Annotated in this window: 20 protein-coding genes; 11 read left to right on the forward strand and 9 right to left on the reverse strand. The window is 70.0% G+C overall.

The features are described 5' to 3' along the window. Positions 1–6: 6 nt before the first annotated feature. Positions 7–1,041, forward strand: a complete 1,035-nt coding sequence (locus tag AC3EGR_RS21085; RefSeq protein WP_488548486.1) for an L-idonate 5-dehydrogenase — start codon at positions 7–9, stop codon at positions 1,039–1,041. Between the two features lie 36 nt (positions 1,042–1,077). Here the strand turns inward: AC3EGR_RS21085 and AC3EGR_RS21090 are convergent, their stop codons facing one another. Further along, on the reverse strand, positions 1,078–2,454 hold the full coding sequence (locus AC3EGR_RS21090) for a tetratricopeptide repeat protein (protein ID WP_488548487.1): 1,377 nt from the start codon (positions 2,452–2,454) through the stop codon (positions 1,078–1,080). 184 nt (positions 2,455–2,638) lie between these two features. Between AC3EGR_RS21090 and AC3EGR_RS21095 the strand changes: the two genes are divergently transcribed. Together AC3EGR_RS21095 and AC3EGR_RS21100 are read left to right on the forward strand one after the other, a co-directional pair. After that, the gene (locus AC3EGR_RS21095) at positions 2,639–3,367 is read left to right on the forward strand and encodes an alpha/beta fold hydrolase (protein ID WP_488548488.1); all 729 of its coding nucleotides are present in this window, start codon (positions 2,639–2,641) and stop codon (positions 3,365–3,367) included. Between the two features lie 30 nt (positions 3,368–3,397). Then, on the forward strand, positions 3,398–4,192 hold the full coding sequence (locus AC3EGR_RS21100) for a class I SAM-dependent methyltransferase (RefSeq protein ID WP_488548489.1): 795 nt from the start codon (positions 3,398–3,400) through the stop codon (positions 4,190–4,192). Between the two features lie 7 nt (positions 4,193–4,199). On the opposite strand, the gene AC3EGR_RS21105 is transcribed toward AC3EGR_RS21100, so the two are convergent. Both AC3EGR_RS21105 and AC3EGR_RS21110 read right to left on the reverse strand, forming a co-directional pair. Beyond that, positions 4,200–4,475, reverse strand: coding sequence for a GIY-YIG nuclease family protein (locus AC3EGR_RS21105; protein ID WP_488548490.1), 276 nt, complete (start codon positions 4,473–4,475; stop codon positions 4,200–4,202). A 25-nt stretch (positions 4,476–4,500) separates the two neighbouring features. Further along, the gene (locus AC3EGR_RS21110; RefSeq protein ID WP_488548491.1) at positions 4,501–4,869 is read right to left on the reverse strand and encodes a hypothetical protein; all 369 of its coding nucleotides are present in this window, start codon (positions 4,867–4,869) and stop codon (positions 4,501–4,503) included. Positions 4,870–4,993: 124 nt separating this feature from the next. On the opposite strand from AC3EGR_RS21110, the gene AC3EGR_RS21115 reads away from it, so the two are divergent. Together AC3EGR_RS21115 and AC3EGR_RS21120 are read left to right on the forward strand one after the other, a co-directional pair. Next, on the forward strand, positions 4,994–5,710 hold the full coding sequence (locus AC3EGR_RS21115) for an AzlC family ABC transporter permease (RefSeq protein WP_488548492.1): 717 nt from the start codon (positions 4,994–4,996) through the stop codon (positions 5,708–5,710). An 11-nt stretch (positions 5,711–5,721) separates the two neighbouring features. Beyond that, positions 5,722–6,051: an AzlD domain-containing protein gene (locus tag AC3EGR_RS21120; RefSeq protein WP_488548493.1), complete on the forward strand. Its 330-nt coding sequence runs from the start codon at positions 5,722–5,724 to the stop codon at positions 6,049–6,051. A 61-nt stretch (positions 6,052–6,112) separates the two neighbouring features. Here AC3EGR_RS21120 and AC3EGR_RS21125 read toward each other — a convergent pair whose 3' ends face one another. From AC3EGR_RS21125 to AC3EGR_RS21140, 4 genes are all read right to left on the reverse strand, one after another. Then, positions 6,113–6,565: an RcnB family protein gene (locus tag AC3EGR_RS21125; RefSeq protein ID WP_488548494.1), complete on the reverse strand. Its 453-nt coding sequence runs from the start codon at positions 6,563–6,565 to the stop codon at positions 6,113–6,115. A 139-nt stretch (positions 6,566–6,704) separates the two neighbouring features. Beyond that, a complete protein-coding gene (locus AC3EGR_RS21130) occupies positions 6,705–7,067 on the reverse strand; it encodes a hypothetical protein (protein WP_488548495.1) in 363 nt (120 codons plus the stop codon). A 62-nt stretch (positions 7,068–7,129) separates the two neighbouring features. Next, on the reverse strand, positions 7,130–7,936 hold the full coding sequence (locus AC3EGR_RS21135; RefSeq protein ID WP_488548496.1) for an N-acyl homoserine lactonase family protein: 807 nt from the start codon (positions 7,934–7,936) through the stop codon (positions 7,130–7,132). A gap of 82 nt (positions 7,937–8,018) precedes the next feature. Next, the gene (locus tag AC3EGR_RS21140; protein ID WP_488548497.1) at positions 8,019–8,474 is read right to left on the reverse strand and encodes a hypothetical protein; all 456 of its coding nucleotides are present in this window, start codon (positions 8,472–8,474) and stop codon (positions 8,019–8,021) included. Positions 8,475–8,495: 21 nt separating this feature from the next. On the opposite strand from AC3EGR_RS21140, the gene AC3EGR_RS21145 reads away from it, so the two are divergent. Continuing rightward, complete coding sequence (locus tag AC3EGR_RS21145) at positions 8,496–9,209, forward strand: SOS response-associated peptidase (protein ID WP_488548498.1); 714 nt, start codon at positions 8,496–8,498, stop codon at positions 9,207–9,209. A 4-nt stretch (positions 9,210–9,213) separates the two neighbouring features. On the opposite strand, the gene AC3EGR_RS21150 is transcribed toward AC3EGR_RS21145, so the two are convergent. Further along, complete coding sequence (locus AC3EGR_RS21150) at positions 9,214–10,110, reverse strand: LysR substrate-binding domain-containing protein (RefSeq protein WP_488548499.1); 897 nt, start codon at positions 10,108–10,110, stop codon at positions 9,214–9,216. A gap of 52 nt (positions 10,111–10,162) precedes the next feature. Between AC3EGR_RS21150 and AC3EGR_RS21155 the strand changes: the two genes are divergently transcribed. Next, positions 10,163–10,492, forward strand: a complete 330-nt coding sequence (locus AC3EGR_RS21155) for a hypothetical protein (RefSeq protein ID WP_488548500.1) — start codon at positions 10,163–10,165, stop codon at positions 10,490–10,492. Positions 10,493–10,495: 3 nt separating this feature from the next. On the opposite strand, the gene AC3EGR_RS21160 is transcribed toward AC3EGR_RS21155, so the two are convergent. Next, positions 10,496–11,446, reverse strand: a complete 951-nt coding sequence (locus AC3EGR_RS21160) for a LysR family transcriptional regulator (protein ID WP_488548501.1) — start codon at positions 11,444–11,446, stop codon at positions 10,496–10,498. Positions 11,447–11,539: 93 nt separating this feature from the next. Here AC3EGR_RS21160 and AC3EGR_RS21165 point away from each other — a divergent pair, with 93 nt between their 5' ends. From AC3EGR_RS21165 to AC3EGR_RS21180, 4 genes are all read left to right on the forward strand, one after another. Next, positions 11,540–12,508, forward strand: coding sequence for a Bug family tripartite tricarboxylate transporter substrate binding protein (locus AC3EGR_RS21165; RefSeq protein WP_488548502.1), 969 nt, complete (start codon positions 11,540–11,542; stop codon positions 12,506–12,508). A 1-nt stretch (position 12,509) separates the two neighbouring features. Then, positions 12,510–13,544: a 4-hydroxythreonine-4-phosphate dehydrogenase PdxA gene (locus tag AC3EGR_RS21170; RefSeq protein WP_488548503.1), complete on the forward strand. Its 1,035-nt coding sequence runs from the start codon at positions 12,510–12,512 to the stop codon at positions 13,542–13,544. 64 nt (positions 13,545–13,608) lie between these two features. Further along, positions 13,609–14,805 (forward strand): L-rhamnonate dehydratase, encoded by a 1,197-nt coding sequence (locus AC3EGR_RS21175; protein ID WP_488548504.1) that lies wholly within the window; start codon positions 13,609–13,611, stop codon positions 14,803–14,805. Between the two features lie 2 nt (positions 14,806–14,807). Further along, positions 14,808–15,728, forward strand: coding sequence for a dihydrodipicolinate synthase family protein (locus AC3EGR_RS21180; RefSeq protein ID WP_488548505.1), 921 nt, complete (start codon positions 14,808–14,810; stop codon positions 15,726–15,728). Position 15,729: the final 1 nt, after the last annotated feature.

The following is a 15,729-nucleotide window of genomic DNA, read 5'->3' on the forward strand; positions in this document are numbered from 1 at the left end:
ACCACCATGGAAGCACTCGTCATCCACGCTCCCGGCGACCTGCGGGTCGAGGACATCCCGACGCCCGACACGCTGCCGCACCAGTTGCTGGTGCGGGTGCGCTGCGGCGGCATCTGCGGCTCGGACCTGCACTACTACCAGCACGGCGGCTTCGGCACGGTGCGCATCCAGGAGCCGATGGTGCTGGGGCACGAAGTGGCCGGCGTCGTCGAGGCGGCGGGGCGGTCCGTCGTCGGCTTCGCAGCGGGCGACCGCGTCGCGGTCAGTCCCAGCCGGCCCTGCGGGCTGTGCCGCTATTGCCAGCAAGGGCTGCAGAACCACTGCCTGGACATGCGCTACTACGGCAGTGCGATGCGCATGCCGCACGTGCAGGGCGCCTTCCGCCAGCAGATCGTCATCGAGACCAGCCAGGCCTACAAGCTGGCCGACCGCGTCAGCGATGCCGAAGGTGCCTTGGCCGAACCGCTGTCGGTGGCGCTGCATGCGGTGCGCCGCGCCGGTTCGCTGGTGGGCAAGCGCGTGCTGGTGACCGGCTGTGGCCCGATCGGCGCGCTGGTCGTGGTCGCCGCCCGGCGGGCAGGTGCCACGCACATCGCGGTGACCGACGTGGCCGCCGCCCCGCTGCGCAGCGCCCTGAAGGTGGGTGCGGACGAAGCGATCAACGTGGCCGAGGAGCCCCAGGGGCTGGCGCGCCACGAGGCCGACAAGGGCAGCTTCGACGTGCTGTTCGAAGCCAGCGGCAACGAGCGCGCGCTGCGCGGCGCCTTCGGAGCCTTGCGGCCGCGCGGCATCATCGTGCAGGTCGGCCTGGGTGGCGAGCTCACGCTGCCGATCAACACCATCGTCGCCAAGGAGTTCGACCTGCGCGGCGCCTTCCGCTTCCACGAGGAATTCGCCATGGCGGTGGAGCTGCTGAACAAGGGGCTGGTCGACGTGAAGCCCTTGATCTCCGCGACCCTGCCGTATCGCGACGCCGGCCGCGCCTTCGCGCTGGCGGCCGACCGCTCGCAGGCGATGAAGGTGGTGCTGGACTTCGATTGAAGGCCAACACGGGGTGCGCCGATTCGGCGGCCGGCTTCACGCCGCAGCCCGTCGCTCCCAGAACGCCGTCAGCGCCGTGTGCTGCTTGGCCGGATAGCGCTCGGCCAGGATGTGCGAGGCGAGCGCGTGCTGGCCGGCGCGCACCGCCGCATCCAGCAGCGTGAGCGTCACGATGTCCCGCTGCGCGTGGCTGCCGCCGAACAGGTGGGCGCCATCGCGCACGCGCAGGAGGCCCTCGGTCGCTTCGGCCCAGTTGCCGCGTGCGTAGGCCATCAGGGCGCGCGCGAGCGGCAGGCCGACCTTGCGTGCCATCTGTTCGTTGCTGCCGCCGCTGCCCCAGGCGGCATCGGCCATGACGTCCAGCAGGCCCTCCGCGGCAGCGTTGGCGCCGGGGTCCGGCTCGGCGCCCAGGCACGAGAGCAGCGCATGCACGTCGTTGAAGGCGTAGAAGCCCGCCGCCGGCAGCTCCGTGCGCCAGGTCTGGCGCAGCGCGCTGAAACGGGAGGCCACGTCCACGCCCAGCAGCTTCAGGCGCCAGAGGATCGCGGCGCGGTCCACGCGCTGCAAGGCCAACTCGGCCACGCCGGCCAGGTGCTTGTCATACACGGCCAGCGCCGACTGCGTGTCCATGTCCTCCAGGTGGAACAGGGCCGCGTGGAACCAGTTGTGGAAGGAGAAGCCGTTGTCCACGGCCCAGTCGGTCTCGCGGCTCGCCAGCCACTGCGCCCCGGCGCGGTGGCGGCCCTGCATCTCGAAGACGTGCGTCACCGCATGGATCGCCCAGGGATCGCGCGGATTCATCGCGACCGCGGCGCGGCCGGTGTCTTCCGCTTCCGCGTAGTGGCTGGATTCCTCCAGGCCGAAGGCCGCCATGCCCAGCACGTAGCCGTAGAAGGGCAGGTCCGGGCTCCAGCGCGGCAGCACGCGCTGCGGCCGGCGCTTCAGGTTCAGGGCGTCGCCGCGGTAGAAATCGAACAGGTGCGCCAGCAGCAGGGCGGCGATGTCGCGCGGCCACTGCACCAGGATGGATTCCCACAGCTCGCACGCACGGTGCCACTCGCCGTCGGCCGCAGCCTGGGCGGCGGCCATGTGCGCGAGCTCGCGCTGGTTCGCCGTCGCGTCCAGCAGCGTCGCGCTCGCCAGTGACGCGCGCGCCAGTTGCGTTGCTTCGAACTCGCCGGCCGACAGCAGCAGTGCCGCCTTCATCGTGTGGGGATGCGCCCACCCGGGATCGGCCGCCACGGCGCGATCGATGGCGGCGAGCGGATCGCCGAAATAGGACAACATGCTTTCCAGCGCCTGCTCGAGGTGCGCGAGCGCAGCACCTGAGCTCGTGCTGGTCGGGCAGTCGCGCGCGTCGCTGCGCATGGTGCTGCGGGTGGATAGGGCGTGATCCTCGATGAAATAGGCCATGGGTTCCTCCGTGTGCGCTGATCCCGGGGCCGAATGTGCAGGGCGGGTGTATCGAGCGTGTGTCATCGGCCGCTGGCTGCGTATCCGTCGTGTATCCGCAGGCAGGCGCCACGGCCGGGCTGGCCGCTTTACTCCTGCGGAGCGCGGACGCAAGATGCTTGCCCCGGAAAGCAAGGAGACAAGCATGACCAATTTCGTCCTCGTGCACGGCGCCTGGCATGGCGGCTGGTGCTACCGCGACACCGCCGCCGCGCTGCGCGCCGCGGGTCACACCGTCTTCACGCCCACGCACACCGGCGTCGGCGAGCGTGCCCACCAGCGCGCCGAGAACATCACGCTGGAGACGCACATCCGCGATGTCTGCGGCTGCCTCGAAGCCGAGGAATTGTCCGAGGTCGTGCTGTGCGGCCACTCCTACGGCGGCATGGTCATCACCGGCGTCGCCGACCGCATGCCCGAGCGCGTGAAGGCGCTGGTGTACCTGGACGCGTTCGTGCCGCAGCACGGCCAGTCGCTCAACGCGCTGCTGCCGCTCGCCCTCGGGCCGGAGGTCGCGGCCAACTTCCTGGGCGCGTTCCGCGGCGCGGCGCTGGAAGACAACTCGGGGCTGATGAACCCGATCCCCGCGGAGATGTTCAACGTCAGCGCCGGCAACCGCGCCTGGGTCGACCGGCGCTGCGTGCCGCAGGCTCTGGCCACCTTCGAGTCGCCCATCCTGCTGCACGGAGGCGGCGCCAGCGTGCAGAAGCGCGTGTACATCCTCGCCGACGGTTGGGACCCGAGTCCCTTCCGCTACTTCGCCGCCCGTTGCGAAGGGCAGCCGGGCTGGCGCGTGCTGAAGCTGCCATGCGGCCACGACGTGATGGTCGACATGCCCCGGGAGCTGGCGGCGGAGTTGCTGCGGCTGGCGTGAGCGGGTGAAGATCCAGCGCGTGAGACTGCCATGCCCCCGCAAGCTTCCGACAACTGGCAGGTCGGCGCACCCTACGAGCGCTATGTGGGTCGCTGGAGCCGGCTCGTCGCTCCGGCGTTCGTGGAATGGCTGGACGTACCGCCGGGCAAGCGCTGGCTGGACGTGGGCTGCGGGACGGGAGCCTTGTGCGCGGCCATCCTCGCGCAGGGCGAGCCGGCGGCACTGACCGGCGTCGAACCTTCCGAAGGCTTCCTGGAGGTCGCGCGCCGCACGCTGCCCGACCGGGTGGAACTGCGCCAGGGAAGCGCGGCCGCCCTTCCCATGCCCGATGCTTCGGTCGACGTCGTCGTCTCGGGCCTGGTGCTGAATTTCCTCCCCGACCTGCCGGCGGCCTTGCGTGAAGCGCGCAGGGTGTCCGACACGGGAGGATTGTTCGGGGCGTACGTCTGGGACTACGGCGCGCGGATGCAATTCATGCGCCACTTCTGGGACGCGGCCGTGGCGCTCGATCCCGCGGCAGGGCCGCTGGACGAGGGCCGGCGCTTCCCGCTTTGCCGGCCGGAGGCCCTGCGAGCCGCCCTGGAGGCGGCGGGCTTCGGCAAGGTGCAGTCCACGGGCATCGAGGTCGATACGCGTTTCGACAGCTTCGAGGACTTCTGGGAACCCTTCCTGGGCGGCCAGGGCCCGGCGCCCGCCTACGTCATGTCGCTGGCGGAAGGGGCCAGGGAGGGCTTGCGGCAGGCGCTGCGCGAGCGCCTGCCCACCGCGGCGGACGGGACCATTTCACTCGTCGCGCGGGCGTGGGGCGTGCGCGGCAGCGTGTGAGCCAAGCTCAGGCGGCGCCGAAGAAGGCGAGCTTGTCGGCGCGCGGCAGTGCCTTCAGTTGCAGCTCCGCGCGCAAGGCGTCGCCCTTGCTCGCATATTCGCGCGCCGCGAGCACGCGCAAGGGAGATCGCGCCCGCGTGAAGCGGGCACCGCGCCCGAACACATGCTGGAAGAAGCGCTGCTCGACGTCGAGCGCGATGCCCGCGTAGTACACGCCACCTTCGCATTCCAGCAGATAGAGCCAATAGGCGGGTGAGGACGCGTCCGGCCGGGGTCTTGCCATCGCGGCATTGTCGCAGCGCGCGCCTTCAGTTCTCCACCACCCTCGCTTCCTCCAGGCACTGCTGCTCCGCCCGCGCGCGCGCTTCGTTCAGCAGCCGCGCGCGATCGTCCGGGAGCGTGCAGTCGGGAGAGTCGTCGACGAGCTCGAGGCCGGAGCCGCCCTGGTCCGCGAGCACCTTGCACGCGCTGGCCCAGTAGACGTCGTGGACGATGGCGACGTTTTCGCGGCACCACTCGAAGCGCTCGCGGGCGACGCTGCCCTGGGCAGGCAGCCACTGGGGCACGACGGCGGGAAGCGCCGCGCGCTGCGGCCGGTCGATCCACCAGGCGCAGAGCACGACCACGCCCACCAGCAGGATTGCCGTCGCGGTGTCGCCGTGGCCACGGATTCGCATGCTCGCCTGCAGTGCTCGTCCACCGGGCCATTGTAAGTTTTCCATCCGGCGCGGGGTGGCGCCGTGGTGGACAATGGCCGCGACCATGAGCGGAGGATCGGATCTGACATCCCGCACCCTGCGGATGCGGCGCAGGGCCCTCGCCACCGTGCGCCGGCCGCTGTTTCGCGAAGGCGTGCGCGACTGCGTGCCGCTGGCCGTCGGCATCTCGGCCTGGGGGCTGGTCGCCGGCGCCGCGATGGCCAAGAGCGGCATGGGCATTCCGCTGGCCATCCTGATGTCCGTCCTGGTCTCGGCCGGGACCTCGCAGGTGGCGGCGCTGCCCCTGATCGCGAGCGACGCGCCCATCTGGGTGGTCTGCGCGACGGTGGCCTGCGTCAACCTGCGCTTCCTGGTGTTCAGCTACCAGTACCGGCCGTACTTCGCCCACCTGCCGCGCGGCCGCCGCGTGGTCCTGAGCTACTTCATGGGCGACACCATCTTCGCCATGTTCCTGCGCCGCTTTCCCGAGGCGCGGCGCGCGCCGGGACAGATCGACTATTTCTGGGGCGCCGGCCTCGTCAACTACGGCTGCTGGCAGGTCGCGGTGATCACCGGCATCGTCGGCGGCAACGCGATCCCGCCGCAGTGGGGCATAGGCTTCGCGGGGACGATGGCACTGCTGGCGCTGGCCTGCAGCCAGTTGCGCAGCCGCTCCACCTGGGTCGCCGCGGCGGTGGCCGCGTGCGCCGCGGTCGCTGCCTATGGGCTGCCCCTGCGCCTGAACATCGTCGTCGCCATCGCCGCGGCGGTGACGGTCGGCATCCTCGCGCAGCACGCGCGTGCCGACGCGCCGCGCTGAAGCACGTTGCCATGAGCCCGTTCGAGATCTTCCTCACCATCCTCGGCATGGGCGCGGTCACGCTCCTGTGCCGCGCCTTCTTCCTGTTGCCGGAGGACGAACTGCCGATGCCGCGCTGGCTGCGCGAAGGGCTGCGCTATGCGCCCGTCGCCGCGCTGGCGGCCGTCGTCGCGCCGGAGATCGTGATGACGCAAGGGCACCTGATCCACACCTGGCGCGACGCGCGCATCTTCGGCGCCATCGCGGGCCTGGCCTTCTACGTCCGCAAGCCGGACCTGTTCGGCACCATCGTGTGCGGCACCGGGGTGATGCTGCTGCTGCGCTTCGGGCTGGGCTGGTAGCCCGCTCGCATGCAAGAAAAAGGCGGGGAGGTCCCCGCCGTTTGCTGCCTGTGCACCGGCCTCAGGAGCCGATGATCAGGTTGGTGATCACGCCGGTGGCGATGGCCGCCAGCACGTAGTCGGGGCCGACCTGCACCCAGTGGTAGCCGCGCGGGGGCGCCGACAGGTGATGGCCGCGCCAGTTGGACACGACGTACTGGTCGTGGCGCAGTTCCGGCGGCAGCCGGTGCCCGCGGCGGAACTCCTGGCTGCGCGCGTTGTAGTAGTGGCGCGCCTCGCGGCGGTCCTGCTGCGCCTCGCGCAGCTCACGCTGGCTTTGCCGCAGGTCCTGCCGCGCCTCCCGTGCCTCGCGGGGCGTGTCGGCCCGGCGCAGGTCGCGTTGCGCCTCGTGCATGTCCTGGCGTGCTTCGCGCGCATCCTGCTGCGCGCGGTGGACGGCGGGCTGCGCGAAGGACAGCGAGCTCAGGCCGAGGGAGGCGATGGCGAGGCCGGCGACGATGGTTCTCGATTTCATGTGTTGTGTACTCCTGGTTCGGGAGTCCATGCTCGCCGCGCGCGGCAAAGCGCAGGCGAAGGGCCTGTACAGAGTTGCAAGACACTGTGTCGGCAAGCGCGTTGCGCGGCCGGGTCCTACGCGATCGCGGGCAGGAGGCTCACCTTCCCGTGCCCCGCCGCGTGACCGCCAGCAGGTGGAGGGCCGCACGGCGCAAGGCATTCGTCGCGTAGACGTGGTCGGCGTGCAGCAGGGCCAGGGCCTGCGTGCGGCCGGCGGCGGAGCCGAGGATGCGGCGCGACAGTTCGGTGCGCGTGATCAGGAACTCGGCCAGCGCCACGCGCACGCGGGGAAGGTTCTCCGCGCAGCGCTGCACGCGGTCCACCACATCGGCGAGCGCCACGGCGGGTTCGATGCTCCACCCGCCGGCGCGCAGGTCGTCCAGCAGGCGCTGGTAGGTCTCGAGGTCCGCGGCGAGTTGTTCGGCGAGCAGTTCGGTGAGGGCGGCGTTGTCGTGGGCCATGGCTTTCTCCGACGTGGCTGCGGCTGGTCGACCCGGCGCCCCCCGCGCGGGAACCCGCGCGGCTACCTGGCCGCGGCGGGGAACGCCGGCAGCTTGCCGACGTCGCGCGGGTCGTGCTGGATGATGACCGTCGCCTTCAGGTTCTTCTGCAGCTGCTTGATCCGTTCGAGCGAGGCAATCGTCTGCGCCCGGTCGTAGTTGAAGCCCGGGACGCCGTTGTTGTCGTAGTTCTCGTGGAAGTGCGCGGCGTCGCCCACGAGGATGACCGGGCCCTTGTCCTTCAGCCGCACCAGCAGCGCCTGGTGGCCGGGCGTGTGGCCCGGCGTGCGCAGGATGACCACGGTGCCGTCGCCGAACACGTCCTTGTCCGCGGCCTGCGGTTCCACCTTGCCGCCGCCGCTGGTCCAGTGGCTGAACCCGGCGACGTTGGCGCCCGTCATCGGCGGCGTCGCCGTCAGTGCCGCCCATTCGCGCTCGCCGATCAGGAGCGTCGCGCCGGGCACGGTGCCGAGCTGGCCGGTGTGGTCCGCATGGAAGTGGCTGATGCCGACGAACTTCACCTGCTCGGGGCGCACCTTCATCTGCGTCAGCTGCTCGCCGAGCGACACCGTCGGCGCGCTGGGGTTCGAGCCGGGCAGGTAGCCCGTGTCCCAGACCATGTAGTCGTCGCCGTGCTTGACCACGTAGCAGCTGAAGGTGAAGGGCACGCGCGGGTCGGTGTAGGCGAAGGTGTCGCTGAAGCGGCGCTGGTCGTTGAAACCATTGCCGCAGTCCAGGCGCGTGAGCGTCACTTCGGGCGCCGGCTGGGCCGACGCCGGAACGGCGGTAATGGCACTTGCGATCATGATGGCGAGAAAGAGCCGGCGCATGTTTGTCTCCTTGTTGCGGCCTGTACTGGATGGCGGCGGGAGTGTGCCTCAAGCCCGGCGTTTGCGGTAGGGGAGCGCGCCCTCAGAGCACCCGCGGCAGGCTTGCGCAGATCACCGCCAGCTGTGCGACGTTCATGCACATGCCAAGCACATGCAGCCGGCGGAACTGGCGGATGCCGGCCGCATCCGTCGCCGTCATCGTGGCGCGCAGCCGGTCCATGCGCGAGAGGACGAAGCGGCGGCTGCAGAGGGCCACGAGGCCGACCGCTGCCATGCCGGCGGTGGTGGCCGGCCGCAGCGCGAGGCCGTGCGCCAGCGTGCCCGCCCCGGCGACGACCATCACGGCCTTGTAGTACACGTCGAACAGGCCGCGGATGAAGCGCGCGTCCAGGGGCGTGTCGTGCTTGAGGATCATGAGCGGCAGCGAGCCGAGCATGAAGAAGCCCATCCACACCAGCAGGAGGACGAGGGTCGCGAAGGGCGCGATGGTGGTGAGCACGGGCGGTCCGGCGAGGTCCTGCGGATATCGTAGCGCCATGGCCGGGTCGATAATCGTCGCGTGTGCAGCAACTACCAACCCGTCACGCGCAAGGACAGGCTCCTGAGCTTCTTCGGCGTGGAGCGGGAGCGCGACGACGAAACGGTGGACACCTGGCCGACCGGCCTGGCCCCCTTCATCCGGCTGGCGGAGCCGGGCTCCGGCCACCGGCGCGTGGTGCACGACGGCATCTTCGGCCTGCTTCCCGCCTTCGCCAAGGAGCTGGCCTTCGGTCGCCGCACGTACAACGCCCGCAGTGAAACGGTGCACCAGCTGCCCAGCTTCCGCGACAGCTGGCGCAAGGGCTTGCGCTGCATCATCCCGGCGGAGGTGATCTACGAGCCCTTCTACGCGCACGACGCGGCGAAGGCGCAGCGCTGGGCGATCTACCAGCCCGGGGCCCTGCCCATGGGCATCGCGGGCATCTACACCAAGTGGCGGCACCCCGACGGGCACGAGCTCTTCTCCTTCGCGATGCTCACCGTCAATGCCGACGACCACGTGTTCTACCAGCGCTTCCACCGCCCCGGCGACGAGAAGCGCATGCCGATCCTGCTGGCGCCGGCGGACTACGACGCCTGGCTCGCCTGCCCGGTGGCCGAGGCGCCCAGGTATTTCCGCCAGTGGACCGGGGAACTGCTGGCCGAGGCGGCCCCGTTGCCGCCGCGCGCACCGCAATCCAGCAGCGTGCGCACCAGCCGCCCGCAGCCACCGGAGCAGGACCCCCTGTTCTAGGCTTTCAGCCTTTGGTCGTGCCCTCGCGCCGCGCCAGTTCCCAGAACGCGCGTCCTGCGGGCGAGAGCCGGGCGGAATCCAGGCATGCGATGGCAACGCGGCGCGCGACGCGGGGCGTGATCGGCCGGAACGCCAGGCCGGGCCGCGGTTCCGGCACGGTCAGCGAGGCGAGCACGGAAACCCCGTTGCCGTGGGCCACGAATTCCAGGATGGAGGCGATCTGGAACAGTTCGTGGGCCACTTTCGGGCGGACACCGGCGCGTTCGAACATGCGCATCACCATGTCCTGCGAACCCGCCTGGGTGAGGATGAGCGGGTATTCGGCCAGTTCACGCACGGTGACGGTGGGCCGTGCGGCCAGCGGGTGGTTCTCGGGCAGGATCGCCATGAGTTCGTCCGTCGCCAGCGCCTGCGTGTCCAGGGTGGGCTGGGGCAGGCGCACGACACCGATCTCCACCCGGCGCTCGACCAGGTCCCGCTCGATGTCGGCGTCCGCCCGTTCGGTGACGTGGACTTCGACACCGGGGTAGCGGCGGCGGAACTTCTCGAGCAGGGGCGGCAACAGGCGCAAGGACGTGCTGGGGCCGATCGACCCGATGCGCAACAGGCCCGTGTGCACCCCCCGCGAAGCCGCGGCGACCGACTGCACCTGCTGCAGGGAGGCGAAGACATCCCTGGCATGGGCCAGCGCCAGCTCCCCCGCGTGCGTGAGGGTGACGCCGGCCGCCATGCGGTCCACCACCTCGCAGCCGAGACCGGTCTCCAGCGCGCGCAGCGCGTGGCTGGTGGCCGACGCGCTCATGCCGATCTTGGTGCCGGCGGCGGCGATGCTGGAGGACCCCGGCAGCGCGAGCAGCAGCTCCAGTTGCCGGAGGGTGGGGAGACCCGGGCCTTGCCGCATTGAAACCGGATTCAATTGAAAGTGAAGGTCATTGAATCCTAGACTTGGGGCCATGAACACGCAAGCACAAGTCCGGACCCTGGTGGCCGGCCAGGCGCTGCAACTTCCCCGCAAGGCGGCACAGCTCGTCCTCGCGGAGGGCGAGTTGCTGGTGCAGGAGCCCGCCAGCTGGCTCGCCGACACGGTCGTCCTTTCCGCCCCGGTTCGCATCGTGGCGCCGGCTGTCGTCGCCGTCGTGCCCATGGGCTCCATCCGCGCGCTGCGCACGTCGAAAGTCGTGCTCCGGCAGGCGGAGCCGTTCTTCTCCGCAGCGCGGCTGCTCGCATCGGCCGGCCGCTTGCGCGACCTGCTGCCGCGCTGGACCGCGGTGCGGAGCGCCTAGCCCTCAGCGCGCCTCCGAGTCCTGCTGCGCATGCAGCAGCTCCACGAAGCGCTGGGCCGTCGCGCTCAGCGGCCGGTCGCGCGGCACGAGGGTGCCGTACGACTCCAGCGCGTGCCGGAAGCGGTAGCCGATCACTGCCAGCATGCCGGCCTGCGCATGCACCTTCGCCACCGCCATCGGGATCACGCCCAGCATCTCGGAGGAGCGCACCAGGTTGATGGTGGTGAGGATGGAGCCCGTCTCGATCAGGCCGCGCGGGATCTCGGCGTCCTGCTGGCGGAACTCGCGCTCGATCAGGTCGCGCATCGGGCTGCCGGCGGGCTGCAGGATCCAGGGGTAGGCGAGCAGGCCCGCGAAATCCACGCTGCGCCGCCTGGCCAGGGGATGGCCCGTCCCGGCGATCACGGCCAGCGTCTCGTCCTCCACCGGCTTGAAGCGGCAGGGCACGCCGGGCACTGCCGCGCGCCGGCCCACCACCACCTCCAGCACGCCTTCGCGCAGCTGCGCCAGCAGCCGGTCGCTGGTGTCGACCGCGATCTCCAGGGACAGCAGCGGGAACTCCGACTTCAGTTGCAGCAGCGCCCGCGTCAGGCGTCCCGGCGACGCCGCCATGATGCTGCCCACCGCCAGCCGGCCGCCGCCGCCCAGGCGCAGGCCCTCCAGTTCCTGGTTGAGGGCCTCCATGCTGCCGCGGATGCTGCGGAAGTAGCCGGTCACCCGCTCGCCGGCCGCGTTGCGCTTGAGGCCACGGCCCACGCGCTCGAACAGGCGCTGTCCCAGCGCGCTCTCCAGCTCGTTCAACATCTTGGTGGCCGCCGGCTGCGTGAGGCCGAGCCGCTCGGCGGCGGCGCTGAGCGTGCCCAGTTCGTCGACGGCGAGCAGCAGCGCCACCTGCCGCATGCGCAGGCGGTTCATCAGTTGCGGGGTGGTCTGCTGGCGGTCGATGGAACCCATTGCCGGAGGTTATGTTTCGATGAAGTTCTTTCAGTTTACGGGAATGGATCCGGGCCCTAGCATGCGCAGCATTCGAGACCAGGAGACAAGACGATGAAACGACGCCTGTTGTTGGCCGCATCCACCCTCGCGCTGTGCGCGGGACAGGCCGCATGGGCCCAGGGCACCGACTGGCCGGCGCGGCCGCTGCGCCTGCTGGTGGGTTCCGCCCCCGGCGGCGGCACCGACGCGATGGCACGCGCCGTCGCCGACCGGCTCGGCCCGGCGCTCAAGCAGCCGGTCGTGGTCGACAACCGTCCCGGCGCCTCCAACACGCTGGCCGCCGACCTCACGGCCAAGTCCACCGACGGCTACACGATGGTGATGGGCGTTTCCACCGCCCACGCCATCGCGCCCTACCTGCTGAAGCTGAACTACGACAACAACAAGGACCTGGTGCCCGTGGTCTTCGTCGGCTCGGTGCCCAACGTGCTGGTCGTGGGCAACGGCCTGGGCGTCAACAACGTGGCGGAACTGGTCGCCATGGCGAAGGGGAAGCCGGGCCAGATGAACTACGCCTCCAGCGGCTCCGGCAGCACGCAGCACATCGCCGCGGAGCTGTTCAAGGAAGCGACGGGCACCTTCCTCACGCACATCCCGTACAAGGGCAGCGGCCCGGCGTTGATGGACCTGATTTCCGGCCAGGTGCAACTGAGCTTCGACACGCTCGCCTCCGTGCTGCCGCAGATCCAGGCCGGCAAGGTCAAGCCGCTGGCCGTGACCAGCGCGACGCGCAACGCCAGCCTTCCGAACGTGCCCACCCTGGCCGAAGCGGGGGTCAAGGGCGTGGAGATGGGCGCCTGGTACGGCATCTACATGCCGGCCTCCACGCCCAGAGCCGTCCAGGAGAAGGTGCACGACGAGGTCAACAAGGCCCTGGCCCTGCCCGAGACGCGCAAGCGCCTGGAGGCGATCGGCGGCGACATCAACCCGATGACGCAGGCCCAGTTCATCGCGTACCACAATGCCGAGAACAAGCGTTACGCTGACCTCATCCAACGCCGCGGCATCAAGCCGGATTGACATGAACACTTCAGACAAACCCGTCGTCGCCGTCACGCTCGGCGATCCCGCCGGCATCGGCCCCGAACTGGTCGCCAGGCTGCTGGCCAGACCCGAGACGACGGCTTCGGCCAACGTGGTGCTGGTGGGCGACCCCTGGTTGTGGGCCGACGGCCAGAAGGTCGCCGGCCTGGAGGTCGCGACCGATCGCGTCGCCAGCCTGGCCGAAGTGCGCGGCCGCGCGGACACGACGCGTCCCGCCTTCCTGCCGGTGCAGACCGTGGACGCGGCGCAGGTGGTGCGTGCGCGCTCTGACGCCGCCGGCGGCCGCTCGGTGCTGCAGGTGCTGAACCTGTGCATGGACGCGGCCAAGGGCCACGCCATCGACGCCATCTGCTTCGCGCCGCTGAACAAGTACGCGATGAAGCTCGGCGGCCTGAAGCACGAGGACGAACTGCACCACTTCGCCGAGTACCTGGGCGTGACCGGTTACTTCTGCGAGTTCAACACCCTCGACGGCCTGTGGACCTCGCGCATCTCCTCGCACGTGCCGCTGGCGGATGTGCCCAAGTACGTGACGAAGCAGCGCGTCGTCGAGGGCGCGCGGCTGATCCATCGCTCCCTGCAGGCCGCCGGCGTGGCGAAGCCGCGCGTGGCCGTCGCCGGCCTGAACCCGCACAACGGCGAAGGCGGCACCTGCGGCCGCCAGGAGATCGACGAGATCGCGCCGGCGGTGCAGCAACTGAACGAGGAAGGCCTGTCGGTGGCCGGCCCCTTCGCCGCCGACACCATCTTCCTGCGCGCCCGCGAAGGCGAACTGGATGCGATCGTCACCATGTACCACGACCAGGGCCAGATCGCGCTCAAGCTGCTGGGCTTCTCGCGCGGCGTGACGGTGCAAGGCGGTTTGCCGGTTCCCATCGCCACGCCGGCGCACGGCACCGCCTACGACATCGCGGGCCAGGGCAAGGCGGACGTCACCGCGACCTTCAACGCATTCCAGATCGCCACCCGGATGGCGGCAGCGTCGCTTCGCGCCGCCCGCGCCGGGGCGTGATGTGCCCGCCCCTTCCCGACCCCTCCCCGCGCGGGGAGGGGACGTCCACCAACAGGAGCCTCTCGTGAAAATCAAGTCCGTCCGTGCCCGCGTCTTCGAATGGAAGGGCAAGACCGTCCCGCCGCAGGGCAACTTCTGCTCCAACGCGATCGACCTGCTGTACGACAACCGCAAGGGCCAGAGCGCGTCCGGCAAGGACACGATGAACACCTTCCGCTTCCACAGCTGGACGGTCGTGGAGGTGGAGACCGACGACGGCATCGTCGGCCTGGGCAACGTGGCGCTCGCGCCCAGGATCGCCAAGGCGATCATCGACGAGTACCTGGCGCCGATGATGATCGGGCAGGACCCCTGGGACTACGAGTACCTGAACCAGCGCATGTACCGCGCCACGCATGCCTGGGGCCGCAAGGGCGTGGGCATGGCGGCGATCTCCGCCGTCGACATCGCCATCTGGGACATCCTGGGCAAGTCGGTGAACAAGCCGGTGTTCAAGCTGCTGGGCGGCCGCACCAAGGAAAAGATTCCCTGCTACTACAGCAAGCTCTATCGCACCGACCTCAAGGACATGCAGGCCGAGGCGCAGACCTTCCTGAAGCAGGGCTTCCGCGCCTTCAAGATGCGCTTCGGCTACGGCCCGCAGCACGGGCAGCAGGGGGTGGTGGAGAACCTGAAGTCGGTCGAAGCGGTCCGCGAGGTGATCGGCTACGACAACGACCTCATGCTCGAGTGCTACATGGGCTGGAACGTGGAGTACGCCAGGCGCATGCTGCCCAAGCTGGAGAAGTTCCAGCCCCGCTGGCTGGAGGAACCCGTCATCGCCGACGACATCGACGGCTACGCGGAGCTGAACCGGCTGACGTCCATCCCGATCTCGGGCGGCGAGCACGAGTTCTCTCTGTACGGCTTCAAGCAGCTGCTGGAACGCAAGGCCGTGTCGGTGGTGCAGTACGACACCAACCGCGTGGGCGGCATCACCATGGCGCACAAGATCAACGCGCTGTGCGAGTCCTACTCGGTGCCGGTGATCCCGCATGCGGGCCAGATGCACAACTACCACCTCACCATGAGCAGCCTGAACTGCCCCATGAGCGAGTACTTCCCGATGTTCGACGTGGAAGTGGGCAACGAGCTGTTCTATTACATCTTCTCGGGCGAGCCGGTCGCCGAGAACGGCTTCCTGCAGCTCGATGACAACAAGCCGGGGCTGGGCCTGGAGCTGCGCACCGACTACCTGTCGCAGTTCAACATCATCGAGTGAACATGCCCCAAGCGCGCTACCGCGGCCTGTTCCCGGTCGTTCCCACCACGTTCACCGAAAGCGGCGAGCTGGACCTGGCCAGCCAGAAGCGCTGCGTCGATTTCATGATCGAGGCTGGCTCCGACGGCCTGGCGATCCTGGCGAACTTCTCCGAGCAGTTCCTGCTGGCGGACGAGGAGCGCGAGGTGCTCACCCGCACGATCCTGGAGCACGTCGCCGGCCGCGTGCCGGTGATCGTCACGACCACCCACTCCAGCACCCGGGTTTGCGCCGGGCGCTCGCGCCGCGCGCAGGAGATGGGCGCCGCGATGGTGATGGTGATGCCGCCCTACCACGGCGCGACCTTCCGCGTGCCCGAGCAGCAGGTCCACGCGTTCTACGCGGGCCTGTCGGATGCGGTGGACATCCCCATCATGGTCCAGGACGCGCCGGCGGCGGGAACGCCGATGTCGGCGGAGTTCCTGGCGCGCATGGCGCGCGAGATCGAGCACGTGGCGTACTTCAAGATCGAGACCGCGGGGGCGGCCGCCAAGCTGCGCGAGCTGATCCGCCTGGGCGGCGACGCGATCGAAGGTCCGTGGGATGGAGAAGAGGCGATCACGCTGCTGCCGGACCTGGAGGCGGGCGCGACCGGCTCCATGACCGGCGGCGGCTTCCCGGACGGCATCCGCCAGATCCTCGACCCGTGGTTTGCGGGCAAGCGCGAGGAGGCGCTCGCCGCCTACGAACGCTGGCTGCCGCTGATCAACCTGGAGAACCGGCAGTGCGGCTTCCTCGCGGCCAAGGCGCTGATGAAGGAAGGCGGCATCATCGCTTGCGAGGCGCCGCGCAGTCCGTGGCCGCCGCTGCATCCGGCGAGCCGCGCGCAGTTGATCGACGCCGCGCGCCGGCGCGACGCGCTGGCCCTGCGCTGGGCGCGCTGAG

The organism is Ramlibacter sp. G4-7 (genome assembly GCF_057784995.1).